General features: G+C 66.8%; 31 protein-coding genes. 19 read left to right on the forward strand and 12 right to left on the reverse strand.

All coding sequences use genetic code 11. The features are described 5' to 3' along the window. Positions 1 to 212 precede the first annotated feature (212 nt). A complete protein-coding gene (locus ACIP79_RS41630) occupies positions 213 to 1,097 on the reverse strand; it encodes a nucleoside triphosphate pyrophosphohydrolase family protein (RefSeq protein ID WP_401233015.1) in 885 nt (294 codons plus the stop codon). Positions 1,098 to 1,214: 117 nt separating this feature from the next. Between ACIP79_RS41630 and ACIP79_RS41635 the strand changes: the two genes are divergently transcribed. The 4 genes from ACIP79_RS41635 to ACIP79_RS41650 are packed head-to-tail and all read left to right on the forward strand — an operon-like array spanning position 1,215 to position 3,604. Beyond that, a complete protein-coding gene (locus ACIP79_RS41635) occupies positions 1,215 to 1,475 on the forward strand; it encodes a phosphopantetheine-binding protein (RefSeq protein WP_055612184.1) in 261 nt (86 codons plus the stop codon). Then, complete coding sequence (locus ACIP79_RS41640; RefSeq protein WP_401233017.1) at positions 1,472 to 1,879, forward strand: helix-turn-helix domain-containing protein; 408 nt, start codon at positions 1,472 to 1,474, stop codon at positions 1,877 to 1,879. Before ACIP79_RS41635 ends, ACIP79_RS41640 begins: the two co-directional genes overlap by 4 nt. Further along, positions 1,876 to 2,772, forward strand: coding sequence for an ImmA/IrrE family metallo-endopeptidase (locus ACIP79_RS41645; protein ID WP_401233020.1), 897 nt, complete (start codon positions 1,876 to 1,878; stop codon positions 2,770 to 2,772). Before ACIP79_RS41640 ends, ACIP79_RS41645 begins: the two co-directional genes overlap by 4 nt. A 43-nt stretch (positions 2,773 to 2,815) precedes the next feature. Continuing rightward, positions 2,816 to 3,604, forward strand: coding sequence for a hypothetical protein (locus ACIP79_RS41650; RefSeq protein WP_401233023.1), 789 nt, complete (start codon positions 2,816 to 2,818; stop codon positions 3,602 to 3,604). 43 nt (positions 3,605 to 3,647) lie between these two features. Here the strand turns inward: ACIP79_RS41650 and ACIP79_RS41655 are convergent, their stop codons facing one another. After that, positions 3,648 to 4,679 carry a nucleotide kinase domain-containing protein gene (locus ACIP79_RS41655; protein ID WP_401233024.1) on the reverse strand — a complete coding sequence of 344 codons (1,032 nt, stop codon included), beginning with the start codon at positions 4,677 to 4,679 and terminating at the stop codon, positions 3,648 to 3,650. A gap of 47 nt (positions 4,680 to 4,726) precedes the next feature. Between ACIP79_RS41655 and ACIP79_RS41660 the strand changes: the two genes are divergently transcribed. Together ACIP79_RS41660 and ACIP79_RS41665 are read left to right on the forward strand one after the other, a co-directional pair. Continuing rightward, positions 4,727 to 5,014, forward strand: coding sequence for a hypothetical protein (locus ACIP79_RS41660; RefSeq protein WP_401233026.1), 288 nt, complete (start codon positions 4,727 to 4,729; stop codon positions 5,012 to 5,014). A 173-nt stretch (positions 5,015 to 5,187) separates the two neighbouring features. Beyond that, positions 5,188 to 5,529 carry a DUF5713 family protein gene (locus tag ACIP79_RS41665; protein WP_401233029.1) on the forward strand — a complete coding sequence of 114 codons (342 nt, stop codon included), beginning with the start codon at positions 5,188 to 5,190 and terminating at the stop codon, positions 5,527 to 5,529. Positions 5,530 to 6,015: 486 nt separating this feature from the next. Here the strand turns inward: ACIP79_RS41665 and ACIP79_RS41670 are convergent, their stop codons facing one another. Then, complete coding sequence (locus ACIP79_RS41670) at positions 6,016 to 6,393, reverse strand: hypothetical protein (protein WP_401233032.1); 378 nt, start codon at positions 6,391 to 6,393, stop codon at positions 6,016 to 6,018. Beyond that, positions 6,374 to 6,943: a hypothetical protein gene (locus tag ACIP79_RS41675; RefSeq protein ID WP_401233034.1), complete on the reverse strand. Its 570-nt coding sequence runs from the start codon at positions 6,941 to 6,943 to the stop codon at positions 6,374 to 6,376. The genes ACIP79_RS41670 and ACIP79_RS41675 overlap by 20 nt, the downstream gene beginning before the upstream one ends. 362 nt (positions 6,944 to 7,305) lie before the next feature. On the opposite strand from ACIP79_RS41675, the gene ACIP79_RS41680 reads away from it, so the two are divergent. Further along, entirely contained in the window at positions 7,306 to 7,743 is a 438-nt protein-coding gene (locus tag ACIP79_RS41680; RefSeq protein WP_401233036.1) for a hypothetical protein, read from the forward strand. A 125-nt stretch (positions 7,744 to 7,868) separates the two neighbouring features. Beyond that, the gene (locus tag ACIP79_RS41685; RefSeq protein ID WP_401233039.1) at positions 7,869 to 9,941 is read left to right on the forward strand and encodes a tetratricopeptide repeat protein; all 2,073 of its coding nucleotides are present in this window, start codon (positions 7,869 to 7,871) and stop codon (positions 9,939 to 9,941) included. A gap of 26 nt (positions 9,942 to 9,967) precedes the next feature. On the opposite strand, the gene ACIP79_RS41690 is transcribed toward ACIP79_RS41685, so the two are convergent. Beyond that, positions 9,968 to 11,713, reverse strand: coding sequence for an HAD hydrolase-like protein (locus ACIP79_RS41690; RefSeq protein WP_401233110.1), 1,746 nt, complete (start codon positions 11,711 to 11,713; stop codon positions 9,968 to 9,970). A 1,521-nt stretch (positions 11,714 to 13,234) separates the two neighbouring features. On the opposite strand from ACIP79_RS41690, the gene ACIP79_RS41695 reads away from it, so the two are divergent. The 3 genes from ACIP79_RS41695 (at position 13,235) to ACIP79_RS41705 (ending at position 14,418) form a co-directional block, all read left to right on the forward strand. Continuing rightward, positions 13,235 to 13,507, forward strand: a complete 273-nt coding sequence (locus ACIP79_RS41695; protein WP_401233042.1) for a hypothetical protein — start codon at positions 13,235 to 13,237, stop codon at positions 13,505 to 13,507. A gap of 15 nt (positions 13,508 to 13,522) precedes the next feature. Beyond that, on the forward strand, positions 13,523 to 13,756 hold the full coding sequence (locus tag ACIP79_RS41700) for a hypothetical protein (protein WP_401233045.1): 234 nt from the start codon (positions 13,523 to 13,525) through the stop codon (positions 13,754 to 13,756). A 263-nt stretch (positions 13,757 to 14,019) separates the two neighbouring features. Continuing rightward, on the forward strand, positions 14,020 to 14,418 hold the full coding sequence (locus ACIP79_RS41705) for a DUF5958 family protein (RefSeq protein ID WP_401233048.1): 399 nt from the start codon (positions 14,020 to 14,022) through the stop codon (positions 14,416 to 14,418). Positions 14,419 to 14,555: 137 nt separating this feature from the next. Here ACIP79_RS41705 and ACIP79_RS41710 read toward each other — a convergent pair whose 3' ends face one another. Then, complete coding sequence (locus ACIP79_RS41710) at positions 14,556 to 14,711, reverse strand: hypothetical protein (RefSeq protein WP_401233051.1); 156 nt, start codon at positions 14,709 to 14,711, stop codon at positions 14,556 to 14,558. Between the two features lie 68 nt (positions 14,712 to 14,779). On the opposite strand from ACIP79_RS41710, the gene ACIP79_RS41715 reads away from it, so the two are divergent. Next, the gene (locus tag ACIP79_RS41715) at positions 14,780 to 15,700 is read left to right on the forward strand and encodes an NAD-dependent epimerase/dehydratase family protein (RefSeq protein ID WP_401233054.1); all 921 of its coding nucleotides are present in this window, start codon (positions 14,780 to 14,782) and stop codon (positions 15,698 to 15,700) included. A 48-nt stretch (positions 15,701 to 15,748) separates the two neighbouring features. On the opposite strand, the gene ACIP79_RS41720 is transcribed toward ACIP79_RS41715, so the two are convergent. Continuing rightward, positions 15,749 to 16,087 (reverse strand): MerR family transcriptional regulator, encoded by a 339-nt coding sequence (locus tag ACIP79_RS41720; protein ID WP_401233057.1) that lies wholly within the window; start codon positions 16,085 to 16,087, stop codon positions 15,749 to 15,751. A gap of 1,111 nt (positions 16,088 to 17,198) precedes the next feature. On the opposite strand from ACIP79_RS41720, the gene ACIP79_RS41725 reads away from it, so the two are divergent. From ACIP79_RS41725 to ACIP79_RS41735, 3 genes are read left to right on the forward strand one after another with little or no spacing between them, the layout of a single operon-like run. Continuing rightward, entirely contained in the window at positions 17,199 to 17,630 is a 432-nt protein-coding gene (locus ACIP79_RS41725) for a DUF6313 family protein (protein WP_401233060.1), read from the forward strand. Next, on the forward strand, positions 17,627 to 17,932 hold the full coding sequence (locus tag ACIP79_RS41730) for a hypothetical protein (protein WP_401233063.1): 306 nt from the start codon (positions 17,627 to 17,629) through the stop codon (positions 17,930 to 17,932). The genes ACIP79_RS41725 and ACIP79_RS41730 overlap by 4 nt, the downstream gene beginning before the upstream one ends. A 22-nt stretch (positions 17,933 to 17,954) precedes the next feature. After that, positions 17,955 to 18,944 carry a pentapeptide repeat-containing protein gene (locus ACIP79_RS41735; RefSeq protein ID WP_401233066.1) on the forward strand — a complete coding sequence of 330 codons (990 nt, stop codon included), beginning with the start codon at positions 17,955 to 17,957 and terminating at the stop codon, positions 18,942 to 18,944. Between the two features lie 162 nt (positions 18,945 to 19,106). Here ACIP79_RS41735 and ACIP79_RS41740 read toward each other — a convergent pair whose 3' ends face one another. Beyond that, positions 19,107 to 20,114 (reverse strand): hypothetical protein, encoded by a 1,008-nt coding sequence (locus ACIP79_RS41740; protein WP_401233069.1) that lies wholly within the window; start codon positions 20,112 to 20,114, stop codon positions 19,107 to 19,109. Positions 20,115 to 20,203: 89 nt separating this feature from the next. On the opposite strand from ACIP79_RS41740, the gene ACIP79_RS41745 reads away from it, so the two are divergent. Further along, positions 20,204 to 20,542, forward strand: coding sequence for a DUF6233 domain-containing protein (locus tag ACIP79_RS41745; RefSeq protein WP_401233071.1), 339 nt, complete (start codon positions 20,204 to 20,206; stop codon positions 20,540 to 20,542). 619 nt (positions 20,543 to 21,161) lie between these two features. On the opposite strand, the gene ACIP79_RS41750 is transcribed toward ACIP79_RS41745, so the two are convergent. Beyond that, on the reverse strand, positions 21,162 to 21,383 hold the full coding sequence (locus ACIP79_RS41750) for a hypothetical protein (RefSeq protein WP_401233074.1): 222 nt from the start codon (positions 21,381 to 21,383) through the stop codon (positions 21,162 to 21,164). Between the two features lie 110 nt (positions 21,384 to 21,493). Then, a complete protein-coding gene (locus tag ACIP79_RS41755) occupies positions 21,494 to 22,411 on the reverse strand; it encodes a Ku protein (RefSeq protein ID WP_401233077.1) in 918 nt (305 codons plus the stop codon). A 271-nt stretch (positions 22,412 to 22,682) separates the two neighbouring features. Between ACIP79_RS41755 and ACIP79_RS41760 the strand changes: the two genes are divergently transcribed. Further along, a complete protein-coding gene (locus ACIP79_RS41760) occupies positions 22,683 to 22,883 on the forward strand; it encodes a hypothetical protein (protein WP_401233079.1) in 201 nt (66 codons plus the stop codon). Between the two features lie 78 nt (positions 22,884 to 22,961). On the opposite strand, the gene ACIP79_RS41765 is transcribed toward ACIP79_RS41760, so the two are convergent. Then, on the reverse strand, positions 22,962 to 23,852 hold the full coding sequence (locus ACIP79_RS41765; RefSeq protein WP_401233082.1) for a LysR family transcriptional regulator: 891 nt from the start codon (positions 23,850 to 23,852) through the stop codon (positions 22,962 to 22,964). A 98-nt stretch (positions 23,853 to 23,950) separates the two neighbouring features. On the opposite strand from ACIP79_RS41765, the gene ACIP79_RS41770 reads away from it, so the two are divergent. Both ACIP79_RS41770 and ACIP79_RS41775 read left to right on the forward strand, forming a co-directional pair. Then, the gene (locus ACIP79_RS41770) at positions 23,951 to 24,316 is read left to right on the forward strand and encodes a YybH family protein (RefSeq protein ID WP_401233084.1); all 366 of its coding nucleotides are present in this window, start codon (positions 23,951 to 23,953) and stop codon (positions 24,314 to 24,316) included. A gap of 164 nt (positions 24,317 to 24,480) precedes the next feature. Next, positions 24,481 to 24,858, forward strand: coding sequence for a hypothetical protein (locus tag ACIP79_RS41775; protein ID WP_401233087.1), 378 nt, complete (start codon positions 24,481 to 24,483; stop codon positions 24,856 to 24,858). A gap of 72 nt (positions 24,859 to 24,930) precedes the next feature. Here the strand turns inward: ACIP79_RS41775 and ACIP79_RS41780 are convergent, their stop codons facing one another. Continuing rightward, positions 24,931 to 25,221: a hypothetical protein gene (locus ACIP79_RS41780; RefSeq protein WP_401233112.1), complete on the reverse strand. Its 291-nt coding sequence runs from the start codon at positions 25,219 to 25,221 to the stop codon at positions 24,931 to 24,933. Between the last annotated feature and the right edge of the window lie 297 nt (positions 25,222 to 25,518).

Consider the following 25,518-nt stretch of genomic DNA (forward strand, 5'->3'; position numbering starts at 1 on the left):
ACCGCGCCGCTCCCTCACACGGACATCCCAGCCGAGACGCATTGGAACAACTCACGATGAGGACGCCCACCGCTGCATGGAGCCAGCCCGCATCGTCCGTGCTCAGCGTGCCGGTGGGATGTGTCTCCTCGGCCTTGCTACCACCGGCCGGCGTGCTCACGTTCGAGGTGGTTCGGAACGCGTCGGCCGGGGCGTTCCGAACCGCCGGGGTGTCAGTCCTGGGTGACGGTGAGGGTGCGCTGGTCGAGGTCGAGGTGGACGATGCCACCGTTGTGATCGCGGAGCTGGCGCCAGGCAGCATAGCCGGTGAGGATGGCGTGTTCCCAGTCCGCGGCACGGCAGATGCTGACTTCGAGGTGGGCGGTCATGTGGCCGATGGTGGCGAGGAGTTCCTGGTCGATGTGCTTGATGTCGGCGAGGTAGCGGTGGCGGGCGGCGTACGAGAAGACGAGGGCTGAGATGCCTTCCTCGATGGCGATGGCGCGGCCGCCGTCTTCGGCTTCGTCGGCGCGGGGGTCACTTTTGCGTTTGCGACCCAGCAGGAAGCGGGTGACCGGAGACCAGCCCAGCACCGTGGCGTGGGCGAGGTGAAAGATGTCGTGGAAGCGGTAGCCGTCTTCGACGTGGGAGGCGCTGGTGAGAGGGTCACCGGCGGGGGTCCCGTCTTCCCGCGTGAGGACGATGACGGTGCGGCCGTCGTCGGTCGTGGTGGGCGTGAAGGTGAATGAGGTCTGCCGGGGCAACTGTTCGTGCGCGGGGAAGCCGGCGTCGAAGGGGGCGTGCTCCTCTTGGGGGGTGGTGCGCCAGCGGTCTTTGACCTTCTCCAGGTTGGCGGCGGCTACGTCGTCGAGGTCGAGTCCGAATCGGTGGGTGAGAGCGGCGATGTACCACAGGACGTCGCCGAGTTCTTCGCGTAACTGGTGTTTTCCCTGTTCAAAGGCGGGTCCGTCGCGCAGGAACTTCTTGTAGGCGGTGGTCAGGGATCCGACTTCACCGGCGAGACCGAGGAGAGGGACGAGGACCGGGTCGGTGCCCTCTGCGGGGGGTTGGAGGGTTTTGATGGCCGCTTGCTGGTAGCGCTTGAAGTCCACACGCACGCCTGTCTGATCTTGGGACAGCCCTGTTGGCTTTCCCGACACTATGTCGTATGCTACGACAGCACCGTTGGATATACAGACGATTGGGGAGAGTTGTCGAACACAGGCACACCGAGCATGGACGACATCACCTCGGTCGTCATCGACTTCCTCGCCGAGTACGAGGGCGTCTCCCCCGACGGGCTCCGCTCCGAACTGGAGCAGGGCGGGCGGGAGTTGCCCGTGGACTCCCTCTTGGTGGTCGAGATCCTCACACGCATCGAGGAGCGTTACCACGTCGCAATTCCCGCGGACCGGGAAGCGGCCCAGGCGACCGGCTCGGTGCGGGCATTCGCCGCAGCGGTCCTGGACGCGATCGAAGAAAGGCAGCAGTCATGACCCCTCCCCCCTCCGACAGCCGTGACCGCGATCCCGAGCTGGTGCGGCTCGGTGAACGGCTGAAGAAGACCCGCGACTACCTGAACATGTCTCAGCAGTTCGTCTCGGACTCCACCGGCATCCCCCGCTCGGCCATCAGCGACATCGAGCGCGGCGAGCGGCGTGTGGACAGCCTGGAGCTGAAGAAGCTGGCCCGCCTGTACCGGCAGCCGGTCGCCTATTTCCTGGCCGAGGAGAAGGACGCCGACGCCAGCGAGTACTCACTGGCCGGTCTGCCGCGAGCGCTGGCCCAACTCACCGACGGGGATGCCAAGACCGTGCTGGAGTTTGCCGAATACCTCACGCTCCGGCGCGCGGCAGAACGCGAGGATCAAAACGTCGAGGGCGGGAGTCCGACGGCGTGAACTGGGCCCTGGCACACCGGATCGCATCGATCGCAGCCGTCCAGGCGCACCGCGACCTCAGCATCGACCGCACGCAGTACGTTCACGTGCACCGAGCATTGGGAGCGGCGGACGTAATCGGGATGGCACAGCCGATGCCCCGGCTGTTCGGCGTGTACTTCTCCCCAGCCGACAAGGGACCAGCCGTGATGCTCAACGCTTCACTGAACGCGGTCACCCAGCGACACACGGCCGCGCATGAGCTGGGGCATCACCGGCTGGGCCATCGCACCTCGGCCGATGAGGAACTCGATCCCGCGCTGCGCTGGGGCAACGGCAGCTGGCCCGAGGAGGAGAAGACAGCGGAAGCGTTCGCAGCATGGTTCCTGATGCCCCTGCCGGCGGTGCGGGCAGCCCTGGATCGGATCTGCGGCAGCCGGCCGTCGCGTCCCGAGCACGTCTACCGGGTGGCGCGCGAACTGGGGACATCGTACGCCGGAACCGTACGCCACCTGGTCAACCTCCGGCTCCTAGATGCCGGCCGGGCTGGCCAGTGGTCCAAGATCGCTCCTGCCGACCTGCGCAGTTCACTGGCGGGAGGGGCCTCGCTACCCGGGCAGGCCCAAGTGCACGTGATCACAGCAGCCTCCGCGGGGCAGACGGTGCACGCCGACGCGGGCGATGTGCTGGTGCTGCACCTGGACAACGCACTCTTCGACATCCTGCCCAAGGGAGTGGAGCCGTGGACCAGTGACGGTACGACGCCGCTGGCGAGCGCCGTGGTGACCGACGAACTTCCGCCGGGCGAACAGGGCTTGATCGAGGTCGCGGTGCCGACGCACGGTGCCGCGCTGCGGCTGACGGTGGTGCGCGAAGCCCCGCGTGCCGGGGTCGACGAGACCTGGCCCGCCTGAGCCCGACTCCCCGGACCCACACCCGCATGTGTCAGGAGGACTGATGCACACCTTCACCGTGACCGAACGCGACGTCACCCAGGCCTGGGTCGCCGCCTGCAACAAGCTGGACCGCAAGGACAACCCGGACCGGACCGGCCTGCACACGGTGGTGCGCATCGCCGACCCGACGAGCGACGACCCAGTGTTCCGCGCCGAACTCGACCGGCTGCGCACCGCTCGCGGACTGTGGCCGCTGGAGACCGTGGCCAGCACCCTGTTCCCCGCGGCCCTGGCCGCACGGAGTGCTGGCCCAGATGACCTCGCCGAGCGCTACCGGCGGATGTATCCAGTAATCAAGCGGTACCCGGGCAATCACCGCGGTACGTACTTCGGCCGCCTCGTGTCCTACCCCGCGGCGTCGAACACCGGCGTCGACCAGCTCGGCACCACCATCAGCCGCCTGCGGGCCCAGGCCGCGGGCACCAAAATAGCCGCCGCCTACGAGATCGACATAGCCGCGGCCACGGACACGGAGGAGGTCAGCGCGGACCTGCTGGTCCACACAGCCGGGAAGGACAACAGCTACATCGGCTTCCCCTGCCTGAGCCACATCTCCCTCCAACTGGACCGCGATAGGCGGGTGCACGCCGCGGTCCTTTACCGCAGCCACTTCATGTTCGAACGCGCCTACGGCAACTACCTCGGCCTGGGCCGCCTGCTGGCCTACATCGCCCAGCAGGCCGAACTGGGCTGCGGGACCCTGACCGTGGTGGCCGGCCATGCCCGGCTGGACGGCCCTATCACCCAACTGCGTCCCCTACTGACCGGCACCAGCCGCCTCGCGGCATGACGGGCAGCTGTCGCGAGACGAGCAGGCGTCGTATGCGGCAACCTCAGCGTCCAGGCGGGCCGTTGAGCTGCCACTTGGGGGGAAACCAGGCCGGCATCGCGTCGGCCTGCTGCCGGTAGGTCTGTTTGATGCGGCTGCGGCCGCTGATCCCGGCGATGTCCGGGTGGGCGACACGGGCGTACTTGTCGACCTCGCAGAACAGGTTCTGGCAGTCGATCAGCTGCAGCGGGCGCCCGCGTAGCCCCGTAAAAGAGAGGCCCAGGCGGGCGAAGTGCTCGTCCTGGGTGTCGGCCATGTAGCGGATGACGTCCGCCTCGATGCCGTCGGCCGCCGGCCCGAAGCACTTGCGGATCCCGTCGCGTGCCCCGGGCCCGGGGACGACGAAGTCCATCTCCGAAAACGGCAACTCGGCCGCGTAGTTGAGGTCGATCACGAACTGGTAGGCCAGGAAGGGCCCGATCGCCGGGAACCCGAGCAGAACCTGGTAGGCGCTCTGCAGCGTCGGCGCGGTCAGCACGCGCTGCGGCGCGTCCGCGGTCATCATCATCTCCAGCAGCCGCAGATGGTTCTGGTGCTTGCGCTCCTGTCCGAGTTGTGGCGGGGGCACGATGTAGGCGGCCGAGTACAACCGCTGCCCCGCAGTGAAGGCCTGTGAGAGCACCCGGTCAAAAACCCGGTAGTCGTAGGCGTCCCACCGCACCTCTCCCAGCGCGCCATTCAGCAGCAGCCACGTCGAGGTCTTGTTGAAGATCTTGAACAGCAGGGTTCGGAAGAAGATTTCCTCCCACGCCTGCTCGCCCTGGTAGATCACGCCGCCGATCAAATCCTGGCTGACCCGGTCCGCGGCCCTAAAGCAGTTGGTGAAACGGTGTCGCTGCAGGATCGGATCATCCGTGAACGGTCCCGCTCGCCCGGCAAGCCGCGCCTCGTAGACCTTCTGGCGCGCCGCCGCGAAGCGCCAGTAGGTGTCGAACACCGGCGTCACCGTCAGTGTGCGGCCTGCCACACGGATCTTCCTCGCCAGGTCGTGGTCTAAGACCCTCTGCTCTGCGCGCTCTTGCAGCACCGTCACCATAGGCTCAATATATATTGAATATACATTGGTGTCAGCGAGGGGGACGTGTGGAATTGCTGTGGCAGCGTCCACGACGCAAGACGCTGGTCGACTGGCCGGAGGATGTGGACGGAAGGCTAGATGTCCTGGTCCGGGCCGCGGCCGCGGCCGGGGAGCAAACGTCGCGTTCGCAGGTGCTGGCCGCACTCGTGACGGCGGCCGAGGCCCACCCCTCCGCGATCGCCGAACTCCTCCATTCCTACCGCCGGATGCCCGCCGACGCCCTCGAAACGGACAAAACGCGCGACGACCTGCCCTCCGTGCGCTCTCCCGGACGCACCCGCGCCAGGAGGTGACGTCGCGTCAGCCCCGGCTCCTCATCCGGGCCTCATCGGTACCCCGGTGAACGCCGCCGACAGCCCTAGTGAAAGTCCTGGTCGCGCGGGGTCTGCCGTACATAGGCGGCGTCGTTGTCAGTGGTGCTGTGCATGATCGACGTGTCAGTTCTTCACATAGGTAGGGAAGCGCCGTGCCGATCACAAACCAGCAGATAGCGGGACACGCGTTCCTGCAGCTGATGTGCGACGACCCAAACTTCCCTGATCACGTAGTCGACCGGGGGAAGGCGATCCTGCTACGGCTGTGCGAGCGCGCTGAGGCTGGGGAGCCGTCGGACCTGGAGACCCTGTATGGACTCACCCAGGCAGCGACGGAGGAGTTCAACCTGCTGGACAGGGAGTTCGTGGCGGCCGGAAGCGGGATCGAGACGGTTGCGCGCGAGTGGATCTGCGACAAGTTCTGCTTCGTCGCGTTGGCATACGGGTTCGCGGATGCGGATGCCGAGGTGCTGACCGCCGGCCGGGACTGGTGAACGAGAACGGGAAGGCCGCCGCCGTTCAAAGCCATTCGTTGAGAGCTGCGATCAGCACGGTCGCCTCGTAGCGGACGGCGAGCTTGATCGCCCGCCTTCGGGGCGTCTCTGACTTCGGGAATCCCCCACAGGGGCCAGGCTGTCGGCTTCCATTTGGACGAGGGATCAGAGGTGAACGGTCGACGCGGCGATTCCCCGAGAGCTGCCAAAGACGATGGTTGGCTGGTGGTCTTGACCGTGAATGTCGGGCAGGAGCACACCCATGACTTTCCTACGATCCTGACCGCTGGCGCACTTGCTCAGGCTGGTCGTGGAGAACGTCGTCGATGCCGTGATCCATCGGGCAGCGACCGTCGCGAAGGCGCCGTTTCTGGTGCTGGCCCCTCGTCCCGCCGGACGGCCAGTTCATCGGCTCAGGTCTTTCGATGGTGTGCCTCGCGAGCAGCGCAATGGGTCGTCCTGCCGAGTCGGCTCCCAGCAGCCGGCTCACCCGCGTCCGGAGCCGCGAGCGCTAGGCGTGCCATGCGGAAGGATCGCCAGAAGCGCGCCTGTGACCAGGACGCCAACACCGAGGCATACCGACGCACCGAGAATGCCCTGGAGGACGCCACCCGCTGCCGTGACGGCAGCGACGGCTAGCGCGGCTGCCTTGTTCCGGGTGGATGCACTGAAGCGCGTAGCGGTGGTGAGCGCCCGGCGAGTGCGCCGCCAGGTGCAGTCGGGTTGCCGTCCGGCGCGGTCGATAGCGTCCATAGCCTGCTCGAAGCGGTAATTCAATTCCTGCTCATCAGCACGGATGTCGAACTTTAACCGCACAAAGGAACGGTAGAGTCGAACTGTGACATCACTGTCCTGTTGAATCATCGCTGCTCCCCCTCCACAGATCCGCGAAGAACGACTTGAGTTCATCCAGGTCGCTGCTCTCCTCCGTCAACCTAGCGAGATCTTTTCGCTCCTGCCCCGAGTTCGCCAAAACAGCCTCTCCGATCACGGCGGCAATGTTTTCATTGGCGAGAAGATCCAGTAACCGGGCTTCCTGGATCTTCCTGTCCTCGTCCTCAAGGTCATCAAGTGCGCATACCAATTCACGCACCACATGGTATTTACCCCTGAAGTAGGAGTCGAACAACTGTTTCAAGGAGGAGTGGTCGGAACGACTGTCGACACCGCCGTCCACCCGCTCTTGAACGATCTCGTCGGCAAGCTGACGCAGAGCGTCATAGGTGCACGGACCCCGATGCTTGGTGGAGAGCGTGATGTAGGCCTCGTCGGCGACATCGCGTGGGTTCATGACCAAGTAGGCGCACTTGATCAGGAGGTAGAACTGCAGCGGGACGATAAAGCTGTTGTACTGAAGCCGTATTTCCTTGCGCCGAGGGTCCTCGATGGCGCGCTTACCCCGCCGGCCCTTCACGCCGGACCCCCTTCTCCCACGCTTCCGCCCGACTTCCGGGGCGCGTTGAGGCGACCGCAGATTTATTCACCTCGGGTTCGGACGTTACCGCACCATCAGTCGGTGCGAGACAGTGCTCACGTCTTGCCACGTGCTGATATGGCGCTGCGGCTGCACGCCTCCCTCGGCTTGACGGCTTCTTCCTGTCAGCGATCAGAGCCGGGATGGATGAGCCTAGAGGATACGAGGAAGAATCCGTTAGAACGCTCCGCGAAACATCTTTATCGATCATGGACTGTGCGCTGAGGGAAACACAGGAGACATTGGGGGAGAAAGTGCTGGGTGAGTCAATAGCGGCGTTAGCGGCAGCTGGTGGCACGGCAGTGGTGCAGGCAGTGGGCACCGACGCGTGGGCAGCTGTGCGGCACCAGACTGCTCTGCTGCTCGGCCGGGGTGACGCCGAGCGTCAACAGGCCGAGTTGCAGCGCCTGGACCAGACCGAAGCGGGCCTGTCGTCTTCGCAGAACCTTCAACGGCCGCCCGCGTACTACTGGGAGGGCATGTGGCGGGCTCATCTCGAGGAGTTCCTTGGGAGGCTCAGTGCAGAAGAACTCAGCGGGGCGACGGCGGAGTTGGACTCGCTGGTACGGCAGTTCGGTACGCCGGCAAGGGCGGAGCCCACGAGTGCCACGCACGGCGGGCTGGCCGCTGGCAAGGATGTCTCGGTCCGGGCGGAGGGCGGGTCGGTGGCGGGCGGGGTGCTCCGGGTTGACGGGGGAATCCAGCTGTCTCCCCCTTTCCCCCGCGGCCCGCAGCAGTAGAAGGCGCAGGCCCGTTCACCTCTTCGGCAGGAGTGGTTGCCCAGTACGGCGCCATTGCGGCCAACCGCATGGAGATCGCTCACCTGGTCATACCGCCGACCGCACCGATCCCTGGGGAGCCGGCCGTGACGCTCGTCGCGCCGGTGGGCGAACGGGACCCGCGCTATGCGCTGCGCGGCCGGGAGTATCTGGTCGATGAGCTACTCGGGCAATGCCTGGAAGGCGGCGACGGACGTCTTCACGTGCTGCACGGCATGAGCGGGTGCGGCAAGACCGCCGTGGCCCTGGAACTGGCGTTCCGCCTGCGGACGGCGCCGGGCTGCCGTATGTGGTGGGTGGACGCCCGGCACAGCGCCATGTTCACGGCAAGTATGCACGCCCTGGCGCGGCACTTGGGGCTGGCATCGGAGGAAGTACCGGGGGGCGGAGTGGCAGATGCCCTGTGGGAGAAGCTGGAGAGCTTTGAGGGGAGGTGGCTTCTGGTCATCGACAATGTGGAAGATCTCAGCGTGCTGGATGGTCCGGGGCGGCTGGCGGCAGGAACTGGCTGGCTGCGGCCTCATCGCTGTCCGGGCGGCATGGTTGTCGCGCTCACCTGCCTGGGGGTTCAGCAGCTGTGGGGGGCGAATGCGGTGCTGCACCCGGTGAGACCACTGGCTCCTCAGCACGCCGCTCAAGTGCTCCTTGACCGGGCAGGGCACAAGGCCGGTTCCGTCGATGCCGCACGTCGTCTCGCAACGCGGCTGGGCGCACTGCCGTTGGCGCTGTGCCTGGCGGGTTCGTATCTTGCCGAGGTCAACGAGATGCCGGCCGTCTTCAGGGACGCCGGGACACCATCGGACTTCTGTTCCTACCAACGGGCGCTGGACGAATGCGGCACAAGATTGAATCCAGCGCTTGCCGTTGCCGATGCCTGGCAGTTGTCGGTGGATCTGCTGCACCAGATGGGACTGGCCCGCGCTCGTCTGCTGCTGACAGTGCTGGCGGCTTTCGGTAGTGCAGCGATTCCCTACACCTTGCTGTTGCGCCCGTCGACGGTGTCGGCCGTAGTGGCGGGCTGCGACGGCATGGAGGGAAAAGAGCTGTGGCACACGTTGCGTGAACTGGCGGCCCTTGGGTTGGTGGATACCCTTGACTCACCTGACAAACCAGGAGGGTTACCCTGCGTGCGACTTCATCCGTTGATCCGGGATATTGCCCGGGCTGACACCCGTGTAGCTGTCACGCTGATCGAGCAGGCTCTCGCTCTGGACGAGGTGCGTCTGCCACCGGAAGACCCCCAGTCGTGGCCCATCTGGCAGGTATTGAGCCCGCATGCTCTCGAGCTGTTGCAGTACGCCGAGGCCGGGGAGCATCTGAGTCCACGGCAGCGGAATGTCTGCGCGGATGCCGCAGAGCTCGCCGCCCGCTACTTGCAGGCTCAAGGGCTGTTCGCCCAGGCACGCAAGGAATTCGAACGTGTGCTGGTCATCCGCCAAGAGACGGGAGGGGCTCAGCATCTCAACACCATCACCACCCGGCACAACCTCGCGCAGGTTCTGCAGGATCTAGGCGATCTGAGCGAGGCCGAGACTACGCGGACGCAGGTGTGGGGCATGCTGGTGGAGGTGCAAGGCAAGGAGCATCCGGACGCTCTGACCGCCCGGCACGAACTGGGCAGACTGCTGCATGACCGAGGGCGGCTGACCGAGGCGGAAACCCATCTGCGCGCAGTGTTCGAGGCCCGGCTGCGCATCGACGGTCCCGAGGGCGCCTGCACGCTGGCCGCCCGGCACGAGCTAGCCCGGGTGTTCCATGACCGCGGCGACTTGCATGCCGCGCGGCAGGAGTTCGCCGCTTTGACCGCCATCCGGCGCCGTCGTCTGGGTGTAGACCATCCGAGCACGGCCACCGCGCGCCACAATCATGCGTGCGTCCTGCACGACATGGGCCGACTGGAGGAAGCCCGATCGGAGAGCCAGCAGGTCCTGCAGACGCGCAAGCGCCTGTATGGGAATGCCCATCCCAAAAGTCTGGCAACCGCGCACCTGCTGGCCGTGGTACTGCATGCACTGTCAGCCACCACTGAGGCCGGCAACATGCTCAGGGATGTGTGCGACATCAGTGTCCGTCTACTCGGAGCAGACCACCCCCAGACTCGGCGGTACGCCGACACACTCAAGTCCTGGGAAGAGCTGGGTGGTTCTTCAGACGGATAGCGACAAGGCGCACAAGCTGCGCTGGCTCACCCGCTGGCCTGCTCCCGGACCAGGGCCGCCATGATATCCAGACTCTCCACGGTGCGAGTCACTCCCGCCTTACGCAAGACCCGGGCATGCTCGGCATTCTGAGCGATCCCGACGAAGGTAATGCCTGCGGATTGAGCGGCTTTTGCGTCGTCTGCCGACTCCCCCACCACCAGCGCCCGTTCGTTGGCCACGTTAAGCTTCGTCGTGGCCCGCCGGAGAGCATGCGGGTTGGGCTTGGTCAGTTCCAGGTCCGCCGACCGACCGACGACCGCAATACGGCTCGACGGTATCTGCTGGGGCAGACGTTCAAGGAATGCCTCCACAGCCATGGACGAATGGTCGGTGACCACGGCAAGACGCCAAGCGCCGTCGATGAGCGTCTTCAGCAGCTCCTCCACTCCGGGAAGGGGGTCAGCACGTTGTGCGGCTTCTATCTCAAAGTGCGTCAGGAAGCCGTCCAGTCGGCGGATCTGTGAAGCCGATCCTTGCGGCACCAGGGACCGGAGCATACCGACAGGGTCCGTGGGAGTCTGCGGTGCCAAGGCCAGTCGCAGGGACTGCGCGCGCTGCAGCAGGCGATCTGAGATGTCCTGAAGGTTTTGACCGAACAGGCGGCACAGCAGCCCATCGAAACTGAACAGCACTGCGTCAGCGCCGTAGAGGAGATCACTCAGTTCGGACTCACGCATGTGACCTGCGAGCGCTCTCTCATGGCTTTGGACAAACAGCTGTACGGCCGGATAGCAGGCGTCGTACCACTGACGATAAGTGCTGCAGTGCTTGGATCCCTGCTCAGAGATCCGGTAGTCCATCTCGCCGACAGCGTCTTTCCCTGCTGCCCGCCGGTCCAGGAGGTAGGACGGAACGTCGTTCCAAGACTGGGGCTGTGTCTGCAGCCGCCCGCCGGGTAGCCAGCCGCCCAGCGGGCGCAAGGCGTACATGAGCGCCAGCAGACGCCACACGTCCTGGGGCAGCATGACCCGGAAGAATTCGTCCAGGCGCTGTGGGAGCGTCTCAATGACGTCGCGGAACTTCCGGGACTCGGCCAGGGCGGCCCGGTGGCCTTTGTCCTGGGCTTCGACCGTCGCGCCGAAGTCCGCCGCTGTGCGGTAATTCGCCTGGCGACGCTGCACGGTGCGCAGCCGGTCGATTTCATAACTGAGAATGCGAGCCAGGACCAACGGCGGCCTGCGGTACAAGTCCGCCAGAGCGATGATCTCGTCATCATCCTGCTGCGGCTTCTCAAGGATGCGAGGCCGCAGATAGAAATGGAGCAGGCATGTGAGCGGTTCGCGCACCTCGTCCAGGCGCTGCGCAAGCATGGGCGCCCGGGCCAGGCAGCCTTCAACGTCGCCGACCGAGATCCTCAGAAGAGCCGCGAGGTCATCCAGTACCCCCAAGCGCCTTGCCGGTACGAGCCCTTCAGCTTCCAGCCGCCGGTAGGCCCTCAGGGAAAGCTTCAGTTCGCTGCTGACCTCCGCAGCCGTCATCCCCTGTGCGCGACGCCGATCGGCAAGAGACCACTCTGCCTTGTCGCTGGTGTCAGACAGTTGCAGCGGCTCCACACCCAATGCATCCGCAAGGGCACGGATCCGCCTCGGATCAGGTTTGCTTGATCCGTTCTCATACGCAATGACTTGAGCTTTCGTGGCACCGATCCGTCTGGCCAGCTCTGCTGCACTGATGCCCTGACCGCCGTCTGCGACAGCTCGCGCCTGACGCAGTCTCAAGCCGTTGAACATCACCACGAGTCCTCGCGCCACCGCAGCCCCCTACCTTCCGACGGGTACAGTTTAGTGAAACCCAGCGCGTGGGTAGAGGGGTGTCTTTTCACTGTGCTCTAAGTTCGTGAACTGTGCGTTTGAGTAATTAGGAGGCGCAGTTGTTGTTCCTGCCCTTGCGCCGACGCGAGACTTTGGTAGTTGCTCCAGGGGCGTTGGGAGGGGGACCGTTCAGGTTCAACACTCACACCCATGGACAACATAAGAAGAAGGCCCCGAATCTCCTGACTTGCCAGGACGAAGAGATTCGAGGCCCGGAGTGGTGAGGCCGCTCACCAGGCTCCCGGTGTCAGCCGGGTGCTTCTGCCGGATTGCCGTCCGGCTGGTGGCTGGTCACCCTCCTGTGGTGGTGGAAGTCCAGTTGGACCCGCCATCCGTCGCGCTCCCTTCCTCGGCTGCAGTGTCTTCCGGTGCTCAGCGAGGGAGGGCGTGCACTCATAGCCTATCCAGCGAGTACCACTCGGCGTGCGCGACCCCCGCGCTCTTCGCACGCCCGCGCCGCGGGAGGGCTGGGACTGCATCGACTACGCCAACTGCCCCAATCCCACTGGGCTGTTACTGTGAGTTACCACACAAGTGGCGTGTCGCCCCTCGACACTCCCGTGAAGCACACGCACGCAGGTGCGGATTGTTAAACCGTCAACATTCCGTCCTGACGGACGACCCCTGTAAAGGTCCACCGGTACCACCGGCGCGTCACACGCAACGCGCTTTCCCCTGGCACCGCGAGCATGCCCTGGGACTCCTTTCCACCGGCACCACCCCAGGAGGCACCGACAGTCGCGGTCCGCGTCGACAGCGGATCAGGTTACTGCCACCAGGACGTGGACATGGGTCGTCGCTCAACCGAGGGCATCTCCACCGCGCAGCAGGCGAGTCAAGATGGCGTTCGCCGGCCCAAGTACCGCACTCGAGGGCGAGCGGGTCTTCACGCCGACAACCAGAGCAATTCCAACTGCAAATCCTGGCCGGCCTGGGGCAGACGTTTACCGTATCCACATCGCAAGATCCGAAGACCGTCAAGTCGGCCGATAACGAGACGGCCAACAGCAATGAGGCCCTGTGCGTCAACTGGCCCACTCGCGCCGAGGAAACCGCCATGCAGGCCGCGCCTTCCGGCAGCCGGTCGAGGGCCGTCACCCGAGGCCCGTCCACGCCGGGCACCTGCGCCAGCAGCACCTGCCCGTCCAGGGAGAGCGCCACGAACCCGGGGTCGCCGGTCAGCTCCGGCACACCGCTCCCGGTGTACCGGACCCGGGTCCACCGGGAGTCGTTGCCGCCGATCCGGTATACGAGAACGACCACCAGGAACTCGCCGTCGGCATCGCGAAGACGGCGCCACCACGCGGCGTCGAGCGCTTCCCGGGCCGCGCAGTCCGGTGCCGCGATCCCCCGCGCGATCCGCCAGCCGGCCTCCGGCGGGAACAGGCTGCCCGAGAGCACATCCTCAACGACCGTGAGTCCGGCGCGCTCGAGTAGTTCGTGGAGTCTCTGTTCGTGCGGCACCCGGTCATGATCCCCATCGGCACATGGTGGGACAAGGCCCTCAGCCCAAGCCTGCCGCCTCACAGTCGATGTCGCTCCCCGCTCGCCAACGGCTTCGACGCACCCCACGGGGAGGCCAAGTCGAGCTACGAGCAGGTGGACTCCGCCCTGGCGGGCTGGTTCCAGTTCCAGTGCGGCGACGAACGGCTACGGAGGCTGATCGGCCCACATCCTGGTCCGGAAATGCGGGTGCTGAGTCGTGGGCTGTGAAGGCAGGATGCCCGTATGTCTACCGAGGTCGGCGGAATGATCGAATGTCGGCCCGGTGCCCGTCTCTGGGGTCCCGGTGACGAGGACTCGGGGTGGCGCGCCGCCATCGACCTCTTCCTGCTCAACAACGGCAACGCCTACGACGCCCTCGCCTGCCTCTTCGGCATTCGCAACTCCTTCGGCTTCCGAGCCCTGGCACAAGACCGCGGCTTTCCCGGCGATGCGTCCAAGACGCTACGAGCTGAGTAGGCCCTCTACGACGCCACCGGCGATGCCCACGGGACCACATGGATCACCTGGGCCGAGCTCGCCTGCGCCGACTGGCAGGAACAGACAGCTCCGGCAAGCGAAGCCGGAAGTCGGTCGCCGGAGACCAAACCCACTGGGGACCGGTCTGGAGCGTGATGCGGACACTCGGCGAACTCCACGGAGCCGACCATGTACGGCTTGTTGCCTGGTTCCACTGAACTGGACTCCGCGCAGAGTCGCCGCATATCCGATAGGAGGCAATCGTGACCGAACGCGACATCATGCTCAACGCACTCGCGCAAGGACTGCGCCCGATGTCGCAGGGCATCAAATACTTCGACGCACTCGGCCCAGAGGAACAGTCCGAAGTGCTGCTGTTTCTGTGCCACCACTGTGTCCAGGCGCGCGCCGTCGCCGAGGACGGCCCGGAGAGCATCCGCCGCGCCGGCCTACGCCCGACGCACACACCCGCGGTCCTGATCACGCGCGGCCGGATCGAGCAGCAGCTGGGGAAGATCGCCCGACTCACTCCCCTCGACGAACGCCGCAAGGCGTTCCGGCTGTTGGTCGCGGTTCTCGCGATCGCCGACGGCCGGCGGCGCGAGCGCTTCTGCTCCGGCGGGTGCGGTCACTGGTGGCACAGCCTGACCGCCGCCGGCTGAGTCCCGCGCGGAGCTGCGCCACCATTCTGGCTGCTTCTGGTGCCGGGCAAGCCGCATCCGGTGATCCGTTTCCCGGGATACCGGTCCCGGACGGCAAGTTCAGCCCCGCAGAGCAGACTTGATCATTATCGGATCCCTCATTGCTGCAGCAGCCCGCCTTCGCCAGTCAGCTGCAGGCCTTCGACCTGGGCCCGGTGCACCAGCTCGTCGATCAACTGGTCGTCCACAGCCTTCGCCGACACCGCCTCTGCCGACTCGACAGACTTGGGATCGGTCACGTTCTCGCTGCTCATCGATGCATCTTCCATGATCGGGAGTTAAACCGAACGTCTTACAGTCCCGTCGTGCACGGCGTTCACCGGTGCGTGCGGAGTCCGTCGAGGATGAGCGCGAGCATGTGGGGCGCCCGGTCCTCGGGGCTGGACGCGGCGCGCCACAGCGCGCCGGTGAGTTGAAGGAAGTCGCCCGGTCGGCGTCCGGGCGGATGCTTCCGTCCTCGCCGACCCTGCGCCACACACCGGCCAACGACGACGACCTGGTGGTCCCAGCACGCGAGGGCGTCCTGCGGGTGCTGCGCGCAGCCCGCGACGCCGGTGTGCGCCGGACCGTCCTGACCAGCGCCTTCGGCGCCATCGGGATCGGGCACCCCCCGCGCTCCACCCCGTTCACCGAGGAGGACTGGACAGACGTCGACACCGACATCCCGCCCTACCAGCGGTCCAAGACCCTCGCCGAACGCGCCGCCTGGCAGTTCATCCAGGACGAAGGCGGCGGCCTGGAACTGGCGGCGGTTCACCCCGTGGGGGTCCTTGGACCCCTGCTCGGCCTGGACGACCCGCCATCCCTGCGTCTGGTCCGCCGAATGCTCGAAGGACAGGTTCCTGCGTGCCCTCCCTTCGGGATGGGCTTCGTCGACGTACGCGACGTCGCGGATCTGCACCTGCGCGCGATGACCGATCCGGCAGCCGCCGGCGAACGCTTCCTGGCCATCGCCGGGCACAGCCTGCGCGTCATCGACATCGCACGCATCCTGCACGACCGCCTCGGTGAGCGCGCCGCGAAGGCCCCGACCCGCGAACTGCCCCTCTGGGCCGCCCGCACACTGAGCATCGTGAACCCGGAACTGCGACTGCTCAAGCACCAGCTCGGCCGGGATCTCGACGCCACAAGCACCAAAGCGGAGAAGCTGCTCGGATGGCGAGCGCGCCCTATCGAAGACACCATCGAGGACACCGCCGAGAGCCTCCTCGCCCACGGCATCGGGACAAAGACCGCCTCGTAGCCCTCACCGGCGATAAGGCCAGCAGGGAAGCAGAGGGATTCCGCTGCTTCAGACTGTGGCGGTCCGGTTCGTGGAGTCGGCGGCGTTGTGGTGTTCGGCGTTGAGGCGCTGGGCTTCGTCGAGTTGGTCTTCGAGGATGACGATGCGGCAGGCGGCGTCGACGGGGGTGCCCTGGTCGACGAGTTCACGCGCGCGGGCCGCGATGCGCAGTTGATAGCGGGAGTAGCGGCGGTGGCCGCCCGCGGAGCGGAGCGGGGTGATGAGGCGGGCTTCGCCGATGGCGCGGAGGAAGCCCTGGGTGGTGCCGAGTATCTCGGCGGCCCGGCCCATCGTGTAGGCGGGGAAGTCGTCGTCATCGAGCCTGCTGAACGAGTCGTCTGCTGTCATCGCACCTCTCTGCATCACGCGTGGAGGGGCCCGGGTGCGCACTGGCACCCGGGCCCCGAAGGAACTGCTACACCATCTGCCGACCCTGGTACTGCGCCGGCCTTCTGTTTCCGCTGACCCGACCTGAGCTCTGTCGGGGGTGCGGGGATCGCGGTTGCTTGACCGGAGACCACCTCACTATCGATGTCCTGCGGTACCCGGGCTCAACAGTTCCGCCCGGGCGATCCCGATGGCGCTCGGCTCCTCCGTTCTTCCCTCTTGACCAGCACTTACCGATGGGAACTACGTACTGCTGGTGATGCGAACTGCTGGTGGCCTGGGTGAGCGCCACGCTTCGACAGCCAGCCCCGTCGCCCGTCCTGCGTCTGCTCTGGCTTGGAACCCCACTGCCGAACCTCCCGGTACGCGCGCCCGCAGCCGACGCCTTTACCGAGGAACCATTGACAACCACGCTGCTGGTCCTACGCACTGCACCTACTGGTACTGCCACCGCGTCAGCCGCGGTCCTGCTCATGGCGGCCCCTGATCACCGCGGGCCACCCGGTCCGGTCGTCAGTCCCGTCGCCGTCCTGCACCAGCCCTGGCTTCGCAACTCCACCACCGCACCGCCCTGCACACTGCAACTACTTCAACTGCCTTGCACTGCCCGCCAGTTCGTGTCTGCCGGGCCCTGCTCAATCTCTGGCTACGAGAGAAACCATAACCAGGCGATCGCCCAATGTCTACTCCAGCCAACACAGATTTCCGCGTGTTCGACAGTGAGGTAACTGAACCCTGACAGGTGAGCCCCTGTGGACTTCGCACGGTCCCGACGGATAGAGGGAACAGCAGGATGCGCGCGGTCGCAGCCTCCGGAATCCTAGGTCTGTGCCACCAGACCTGGGGGTAGATCCGGCGGGATCTCTGTCCTTCCTCGAATCCTCTGCTCGGGGTCGGCGGCCGCCGCTTCCGCGGTGAGGTGGTAGACGGTACGGGCTCCTTCGTCGAAGTGCCGGTAGGAACGGTGTCGCCAGCCGCAACCGACACGCCTCGTCATGTCCCGTATGTCAATTCCTCCTGCCAAGGCTGCTGTTCACCTGCCCGGGGCCGACCCAGCCCCTACCGTGGGCAGGTGTCCTCAGCAACAGCGCCTACGCCTGGCGGGCCTCCGCCACCTGGTCGACGGCAACGACTGCGGGCACAGTGGGCTGACCGGTATGCGCTGCCCCGGTTCGGCTACTGGCTGGTCAGCCGTGGTGCCGTCGTGCTGGCGGTGGCCGTAGTGCTCTATGTGCTCAACGGGTTCCTGGTCGGTTGGGCGAACGCCTACGACGTGATGACGGGGATCACTTCGCCCTCCGACGTCCGCCCTCGTTGGTGTGCATGGCCGTTGTCCCTTGTCGGCTGGGCCGTGATCCCCGCCATCGTCGGAGCGGCCGCCGGCTATGTCATCACCGAGCAGATCCAGGCCCATCACGCGCGCGAGCTGAGCGACGTCCTGGACGAACTGCGCCGCCTGGCCGAACAGCCGAGCCCGCCCCCACCGTCCGGGAGCGGCTCATGATCACCCTGCATGATGTGTATGAGCAGGGCAGCGCGGCGGTGAAGGCCGCGGTCGAGTCCTTCGGTGGCCGCCACCCTCTGGAAGGCGTCGGTTGGGACGCCGGACCGGACTGGAAGCGGGCTGAGAAACACTTCACTGACCTGATCGCAGCCATCATGGGAACGGCAGCACCGCCACAGACCGGATTCGCGGCCATCGTGAGCCGGGCCGAAAACGCAGCCGTTGACTTCCTTCTGGCGGTCAATAGCCGGCCGGACTACCGCTGCCCCATCTGTGCCAAGGAGGACAGGCTCTTCCTGTGAACCACCGGCCTACCCTGGAGACGTGGTGACGGACACCGAACGGGCCCGACACACAGCAGCCCTACGCGGACTGCTCTATCTCGCCTGCCCTGACGCCCCGGCCACCGCCCTTACCGCAACCGCTGAAGCCATCGCACAACGCCCGCAGGGAACCCCCCAAGAAGCGGTCCCCCAGGCCACCCAGCTCACAGAACCCAAGCTCCCAGGCGATTCTGCCCATCTGGATCTGTCCGGCGCGGATCTGTCCGGCGCGGACCGGTCTGGCGCGGACCTGACCCGCGCAACCCTGAAGGGCGCGCGCCTGATCGCTGCGGACCTGGCCGACGCGCTCCTGATCCGCGCGGACCTGGCCGACGCGGACCTGGCCGACGCGCTCCTGACCCGTGCGGACCTGGCCAACGCAAACCTGATGGGCGCGAGCCTGATCCGCGCGAACCTGGCCAGTGCGGACCTGACCGGTGCGAACCTGGTCGGCGCGACCCTGACCGACGCGACCTTGACCGGCGCGCGCCTGACCGGTGCGGACCTGGTCGGTGCGGACCTGACCGGCGCGATCCTGACCAACGCGGACCTCATCAACGCGGACCTGACCGACGCGACCCTGACCGACGCGCGCTTGATCGATGCGCGCCTGTCCGGCGCGAATCTGGCCGGTGCGCACCTGATTGACGCGAACTTGATGGGCGCGACCCTGATTCACACGGTCCTGATCGGTGCGAACCTGGCCCACGCGCACCTGATCGGTGCGACCCTGACCGATGCGAACCTGGCCAACGCGAACCTGGACGATGCGCGCCTGTCCGGGGCGAATCTGGCCGGTGTGAACCTGATCGGAACGAATCTGGCAAATGCTATGCACATGCACATTCCGCCAAGGGCGATCTGGAACCGGGAAACTCTGTGGCCTCCCGAGTTGGCATCAGCGGTCGCCGCGCGCTCCGACGAGATACGCCCAGGTGTCTACCAAGTGCGCGGCGGGACGGTCCCGGACAGAAGCACCGTCCAGGTGTAACAGGCCCGGCACCCAGCATCTCGGAACCCCATACCTCTGGATCTGCGCCAAAAACGGAGCACCAGGCCCCTTTCTGCCTGCGGCCGGTGACAGCTCTTACGGCACCCCACATCGGGCCCAGCGGAGCCCTCTCCGGGACCGATTCCGCGGGGAGAGGCTGATTTAGGAGACCCGCAGGAGCGTGGCGGCGGGGACGATCGCTCCGGGCCCGAATCTTGCGCGGATTCGGTCGCTGACCGCCTCCGCGACCAGTCGGTCCTCGCGGGCGCCGTCCAGGCTGATCTGCTGCGCAACCTGATCGACGTCGACCAGGTCCTCGCCCCTGAGCGTGAGACCGGTGAGGCGGCCTCGCTGGAGGCCCGCGGCATCGATGAGCCGGTAGGCCATCGTGCGCAGGTCGTCCTCGTGCGCGGAGGCCTCCGGCAGGCGGCGGACCTTCTCCCAGGACGGGCCGCCGGCGAACCGCAGCGTCAGGTGCAGGGCGCGGGCCGCCTGCCCGCGGCGGCGCAGCAGGGCTCCGAGTTGCACGACCAGGTCGAGCAGTGCGCCGCGGACTTCGGCCCCGTCCAGCGTGTCCCGGGCGAAGGTGTGGCTGACGGTGGTGACCGTGAGCAGGGTCCGGGGGGTGACGGGGCGGGGGTCGATGCCGCGGGCCCGGTCGGCGGCCAGGCGTCCGGTGCGGCCTCCCAGGATGCGCTGCACGGTGGCCGACGGCAGCGCGGCGAGTACCCCGACGCTGTCGACGCCGTAGTTCCGCAGGATGGCTGCCTGGCGGGGGCCGATGCCATGGATGGCTTCCACTGGCAGCGGCGCCATCCAGGCGGCGACCTGGTCGTGGTCGACGGCGAGGATGCCGCCGGGCGATGTGATCTGCCGGGATGCGGTGGCCGCGACGGTGATGGTCGGCCCGATCCCGATCCGCACGTCGACACCGAGGCGGGCGACCGTCCGCAGCCGCACGATCTCCGCCAGCCTCCGCGGGTCCACTTGGTGGTAGCGCAGGGCACCCTTGACCTCTACCAGGGCCGCCGACGGCGGCAGCGCCTGGACGACCGGGCAGAGTTCCGCGAGCAGTTCCAGGACCTCCCGGAACCGGTCCTCGGGCAGGCGGTCGGGGCAGCGCACATGCATCACACTCGCCACCCCACGCATCGGAACGCCAACCGTCATGACCCTCACCTCCTCCACCCCACGCTATCGAACAAAAAATCGAACACGCGAGACGTGCGGCGGGTGCAGGCTGATCTAGAATCGGAAACATGTTCGATGACCTGCCTCCTGACCTGGCGCGACTGAACGCACTCCGGGTCTGGCATGCCATGTGGCTGGAGCGCATCGACCGCCGGATCGCCGCAGTGCGACAGCGGGAAGCCGAAGAGGAACACGGCCGGCGGACCCGGCCGCAGGATCCGGACTGGTTCGCCGAACTGGGCACCGGCCAGGGCCAGCCGCCCACCACCCTCCACGCGGGCGGCTGCTACCTCGCCGGCAGACTGCGGCGCGCCGTCGACCGCACGGAGGCGCTGCGCCTCCTGGACGCCGGACTGCCGGCATGCGCCGCCTGCCGCCCCGACAACGACCTCGCCTTCCTCGGCTGAGGCGGCAGGCGATGTCACCGTGGCGCGGCTTCGAACGGCCGTACTACCCGCCCGATATCCTGCCAACCAGGCGACTTGCGATGATCGTCCAGAAGAGGACGCTGCCGATGACCACGGCTTCCCCGCCCGTCAGGGAACCGGACCCGTCCGCACTGACCTGCCCCGGCGACCGGGTCGGGAGCTGCGCTGGCTGCCGGCGCAAAACGCACCGGTACGGTGCCGGCGGCTGCCCGTTGTGCCAGTGGTGCATGAACCCCGTGCAGAAACGATGGGGACCCGGCGTCCGCTACCTCAACACCCGCACCTGACCGGCTGCCCGGCCAAAGAAGGGGCGCGCGGCAGTTCACGCGCCGCGTTTCGCTGCCCGCTTCTTCGGCAGCTCGTGCACGTCGGCGTCAGCTGCTGTCCCGACCTGCGCGTGATCGTCTACCTGCCGGACGCTGGGGCGGGGGTCGGGTGCGCTGCGACGGCGAGATCCCCGGCGCCCGCCCCCGGCATCCGGCGGCCTCCTCGAATTCCTACGGCGGGCCGGCCTGGACCCCGGCGGGAGCGAACACCGTGCGGGCTGCCATCCAGGAGGGCGGCAGCCCGTACTCACTCTCGTTCTGCTGCCCGTGGACTAGCTGTCCCCGTCGGCCTTCTTGCGGGGCAGCGCAGGGCTGTCCGACTTCTCCGGCGCGGAATCAGGCGAACCACCCCCACCCCCGTTGGGATCAGGTGCCGGGCCCTTCGCGTAGGTGACCGGGGACTTCGATTTGCGCGGCAACGCGGGCCCGCCCCCGTGCCCCGGCGTACGGCCTACAGGACCGGCCGACTCGGTCTCAGGCGTCTCCTCTGCCACGACGGGCTCCTTCCACAACGGTGAACACAGCAGTCAAGCCCTCCCCGCATCAGCCCGGCCAGAACCCCAGGACACAACACTCATAAGGGTGGAAACATCTACCGGCCAGCTCACGCGCCGCGTTTCACTGCCCGCTTCGGCGTCTTCGCGGCGGCCTCCTTGGCGGCTGGCTTCTTCGCCGTTTTCTTGGCCGCGGCCTTCTTCTTTGGCAGTTCGTGCACGTCGGCGTCGCCGCTCTCGCCGCGGGAGGCCTTCGCTTTGGCCACGGACTCCGACAGGGCCGCCATCAAGTCGAGCACCTTGCCCTTCGGCTCCGCAGCGGCTGGCGCCTGGGGTGGCTCGCGGTGCTCCCGCTTCGCATCGAGCATCTCTTCCACTGCCGCGGTGTAGCCGTCCACGGCGAATTCGGCGTCGTCGATGCCCTCGCGAGTCATGGAGTCGATGAGGGTCTGGGCTCCGCGGATCTCGTCCTCGTCCAGCTCGACTTCGTCCGGGGCCAGCTCGGACGGGTCGCGGATCTCGTCCGGCCAGCGCATCGCGTGCAGCACGATCACGTCGTCCCGCACACGGAGCAGGCCAAGGCGTTCCCGGCCGGACCAGGCGTACTTGGCCACCGCTACCCTGGAGCTCCGCTCGAGTGCCTTCCGCAGCAGGGTGTAGGGCCTGGCCGCCACCTGACCGCTCGGCTGCAGGTAGTAGCCCTCGCCGATCTGAAGCGGGTCGATCGACGACGCCGGCACGAATCCGTCCAGCTCGATCGCTTTCGCCGTCGGCAACGGCATCGCCCGCAGCTCTTCATCGGTGACGGTGACGACCTGGTCTTTGGAGACCTCGTACCCCTTCCCGATCTCCCCCTGCGTCACCTCCCGGTCCTCGATCGCGCAGAACTTCCGCACGCGGACCCTCGACATGTCCTCAAGGTGCACCTGGTGGAAGTGGACGCTGTGGTCCTCGGTCGCGCTGACAACGTTGATCGGTACCGTCACCAGACCAAACGAGATGGCGCCTGACCACACAGTTCGGGGCACAGCAAACCTCCGCGACAGGCCCCGAGAACATCCTCAGCGTACGAGAGGCAGCCCGGACCGGCACCTGCTCCACACGGCCGGCGACCCGGCCACGGCACGCAGCCGCCCGGCCCCGTGTATCTGGTCAAGTGCCTTCTTGGTCGAAGCATGCTAGCGGCCGGGGTCCGGTCTATGCGAAGCGAAGGCCGTGGGGAATGAGTCTGCTGCCCCACGATGGCCGGACGGGCATTCGACTTCCCGGATCGGCGAACTCCTCGGTCAGGTAGGTGACTTGGAGGCCGGATGGACCCAGGAAGCCGTCCAGCGGATCGCCACCGAGAACTCCAGCCTCAAGCAGCGAGTCCGCCAGCTCACCGCCGACAGCCGCACCTTCGACGAGCGGCTGAAGGCTGCCCGCTCCAACCTGCGCTTCCAGGATCGCCGCGTCGCCGACCTCGAAGCCCGAACCGCAGACCCGGGATCAACAGTGTGATCCTGTCCCGCTGACCACCCCACCAGCGCGTCTCGGCGGCCTAAGTAGACCCACATCGGGTCTTGAAGGGTTTACCTGCTACCCGGGGTCGGCCTTGCTGAATGCCTGTCGGCTGTGCACGAGCAACTCACGCACCGCAGGGCTGTGCGTGCTCTTCCAGATCAGGGCCAGCAGGGCGGGTGTTTCCACGTCGTCGATGGTGCGGGCGACGATTTGGTCGCGATAGCTCTCGGCCATCGAGTCGCTGAGGATGGCGACGCCGAGTCCGCGAGCGGCGAGGTCAGCGATGGCATCCGCGGCGCTGGCTTGCAACGCGATCGCGGGTTGGAGGCTCTGTGCGGCGCAGGCACGGTCGAATACTGTGCGCAGGCCGGTGCCGGGTGGCATGCACACGATCGGGTAGGTGACCAGTTCGCGCAGAGTGACCCGCCGCTGTTTCGCCAAAGGGTGCCTGGCCGGCACTGCTACGACGAGCCGCTCACTGATGATCGTCAGCGCTTCCAGCCCGTCGGGGGTGGCGGTTGCGGTCCCGATAAGAGCCAGGTCGACGGTGCCGGCGCGCACCCCCTCGACGAGGCGGTCGGAATTGTCCTCCAGCAGTGAGATCTCGATCCCGGGATGCGCCTGGTGGAACACGGAGAGTGCATCGAACAGTGGCGTGAGGGTGCAGCCGATGACCATTCCAACCGTGAGCTGCCCCCGGATCAGGTCGGTGACATCATCCACCGCCTGGCCAACCGCCCCAGCCGCGGCGAGGGCCGTGCGGGCGTGTTCGAGCGCAGCCTTTCCGGCGACAGTAAGGGTGGCAGTGCGCGCCGATCGGTCAAACAGCTCGGCACCGAGTTCACGTTCCAGCTGGCGGATTTGAGCGCTGACGCCGGACTGGCTGATGTGCACCCGCTCGGCCGCCCGGGTGAAGTTCTGTTCTTCAGCGACCGCAACGAAGTATTCCAGCTGCCTCAGCTCCATGACTAGAGATTCTAGCTTTCAGTAGATCCATCTGTTGGACTTCTGGCCAGTGGCCGACCAGGCTTGGAAGCGCCAAAGCCCGACGTCAGGAGGAACCCATGCCGGAATACGCGAAGGCTATGCGCCCCGAAGACATCACCCGCTTGTTCGTTGAGCGATCCAACGCCGGTGACGCGGCCGGGGTCGCCGCACTCTACGAAGAGGATGCAGTGATGGCCTACCCGCCCGGCGACCAGACGGTGGGCCGGGAAGCGATCCGTGCGCTATGGGAGAAGGTGCTGGCCAACCGTCCCCGCTTCGAGCTGGAAAACCCGCTGCCGACGCTGGTCAGCGGCGACATCGCCCTCACCTCGACCCCGCCGAAGGACGGGGCCGGTGCCCGGGCGCAGGTCGTCCGGCGCCAGCCTGACGGAAGCTGGTTGCGCCTGCTCGACCAGCCCGAGTTCGTCCCGCCCACCCGCTAAAACCTGGTCACCGCCTCGATGGACAGGCCATCCCGTGAGACGCCCCCGGCGAGTTGCAGCATCGCCCCCCAACCCCCGTCGCGGACAAGTAGTCTATGAGTCGCCGCAGTTCAGAGCCGGTTCACGAGTTCCTGCGGTCGGTAAAGTCGAGTCATAGTGGGGGCATGGCAGCCAGTCCGCAGCCGTGGTTGTCCAGGTCGGGCCCGGCGGAGGATCTTGCGCTCTACCGGGAGAAGTTCCGGCGGCGTCTTCCCGGAGGTCTGGATGATCTGCGGGGGCCGGGCCAGGGTGTTGTCGAGTTGCCCCTGCATGTGGCGTGGTCGGGGATGACGGCCTACGACCTCGACAAGCCGCGCCAGCGCATGGGCTTTTACCGCACGGTTCTCCACGAAGGCCTGCGCGAGGACCTGCCGCGCTACCTCAACCAGGATCTTCTGCTGCAGCTGTGGCCGACCCTGCGCACCCTGGTGGGCCGCACCGTGCGCACCGTCTGGGAGGACGCCTTTCCCGCGCTGGCTGCCCGGGGCGGGCCGGCCGTGTGAAGGACATGCCTCAGCTGCATGCGCGGCTGCTGGCCGCCGTGATCGCATTCGGCTCTCCCTACCCCCTGGTCCTCACCGACGGCTACGCCGTCCGCGCTCACCATCTCGTGTCCCGGCCCAGTCAGGACCTGGCGCAGAACCCCGTGAACCGCGGGGCTCGACGACGTGGTCGTAGTCCAGGACCAGGAGGTAGCGCTGGCCGCCCCGGGTCTGGACGGTGCTGATGTCCTCGCGCGGCCCATCCGGCTCCGGCGTGGCGACCACGAAGTGGGGGTGGTTGAGGATCGCCCCAGCGATGGCCTCCTCCAGCGCCGGGTCGGGCAGGAGGTCGTCCTCGGTGGGTTCGGCGTCCTTGAGGGTCAAGCGGTGGCTGACACCGGCCGGGGTGGTGAAGGTGACGGTGCCACCGCCCGCCTCACCCTCCGCGCCGATGAAGTGCGGGCTGTTGCGCAGAGCGTCGGCGATGTACTCGGGGTCGTGGTCGGCGGCGATGAGCGGGCTCTTGCCGCGGTCGATAGCCGGGTGTGACTGAGCACTTCAGATGGCCAGTTGAGCATCACCGTTGGCCACGGGGCCACTCAAACGAGGGATGTTCCCGGGCTTTCCCCGTGTGCCCTCCGTGCCCAGGCATAGTCTCGCTACGAAAGTCCGAGGGACCAC

Source organism: Streptomyces sp. NPDC088747, from assembly GCF_044751025.1.
In the GTDB taxonomy this organism is placed as follows: domain Bacteria; phylum Actinomycetota; class Actinomycetes; order Streptomycetales; family Streptomycetaceae; genus Streptomyces.

What these genes read in the sequence shown, in the direction of transcription:
- ACIP79_RS41655 (WP_401233024.1), bottom strand. Translation starts at nt 4,679, where the DNA reads ATGGTGACGGTGCTGCAAGAGCGCGCAGAGCAGAGGGTCTTAGACCAC.
- ACIP79_RS41710 (WP_401233051.1), bottom strand. Translation starts at nt 14,711, where the DNA reads ATGAGCAGCGAGAACGTGACCGATCCCAAGTCTGTCGAGTCGGCAGAG.
- ACIP79_RS41700 (WP_401233045.1), top strand. Translation starts at nt 13,523, where the DNA reads ATGTCTACCGAGGTCGGCGGAATGATCGAATGTCGGCCCGGTGCCCGT.
- ACIP79_RS41730 (WP_401233063.1), top strand. Translation starts at nt 17,627, where the DNA reads ATGATCACCCTGCATGATGTGTATGAGCAGGGCAGCGCGGCGGTGAAG.
- ACIP79_RS41740 (WP_401233069.1), bottom strand. Translation starts at nt 20,114, where the DNA reads ATGACGGTTGGCGTTCCGATGCGTGGGGTGGCGAGTGTGATGCATGTG.
- ACIP79_RS41770 (WP_401233084.1), top strand. Translation starts at nt 23,951, where the DNA reads ATGCCGGAATACGCGAAGGCTATGCGCCCCGAAGACATCACCCGCTTG.
- ACIP79_RS41745 (WP_401233071.1), top strand. Translation starts at nt 20,204, where the DNA reads ATGTTCGATGACCTGCCTCCTGACCTGGCGCGACTGAACGCACTCCGG.
- ACIP79_RS41720 (WP_401233057.1), bottom strand. Translation starts at nt 16,087, where the DNA reads ATGACAGCAGACGACTCGTTCAGCAGGCTCGATGACGACGACTTCCCC.
- ACIP79_RS41670 (WP_401233032.1), bottom strand. Translation starts at nt 6,393, where the DNA reads ATGATTCAACAGGACAGTGATGTCACAGTTCGACTCTACCGTTCCTTT.
- ACIP79_RS41635 (WP_055612184.1), top strand. Translation starts at nt 1,215, where the DNA reads ATGGACGACATCACCTCGGTCGTCATCGACTTCCTCGCCGAGTACGAG.
- ACIP79_RS41640 (WP_401233017.1), top strand. Translation starts at nt 1,472, where the DNA reads ATGACCCCTCCCCCCTCCGACAGCCGTGACCGCGATCCCGAGCTGGTG.
- ACIP79_RS41775 (WP_401233087.1), top strand. Translation starts at nt 24,481, where the DNA reads ATGGCAGCCAGTCCGCAGCCGTGGTTGTCCAGGTCGGGCCCGGCGGAG.
- ACIP79_RS41765 (WP_401233082.1), bottom strand. Translation starts at nt 23,852, where the DNA reads ATGGAGCTGAGGCAGCTGGAATACTTCGTTGCGGTCGCTGAAGAACAG.
- ACIP79_RS41650 (WP_401233023.1), top strand. Translation starts at nt 2,816, where the DNA reads ATGCACACCTTCACCGTGACCGAACGCGACGTCACCCAGGCCTGGGTC.
- ACIP79_RS41690 (WP_401233110.1), bottom strand. Translation starts at nt 11,713, where the DNA reads ATGTTCAACGGCTTGAGACTGCGTCAGGCGCGAGCTGTCGCAGACGGC.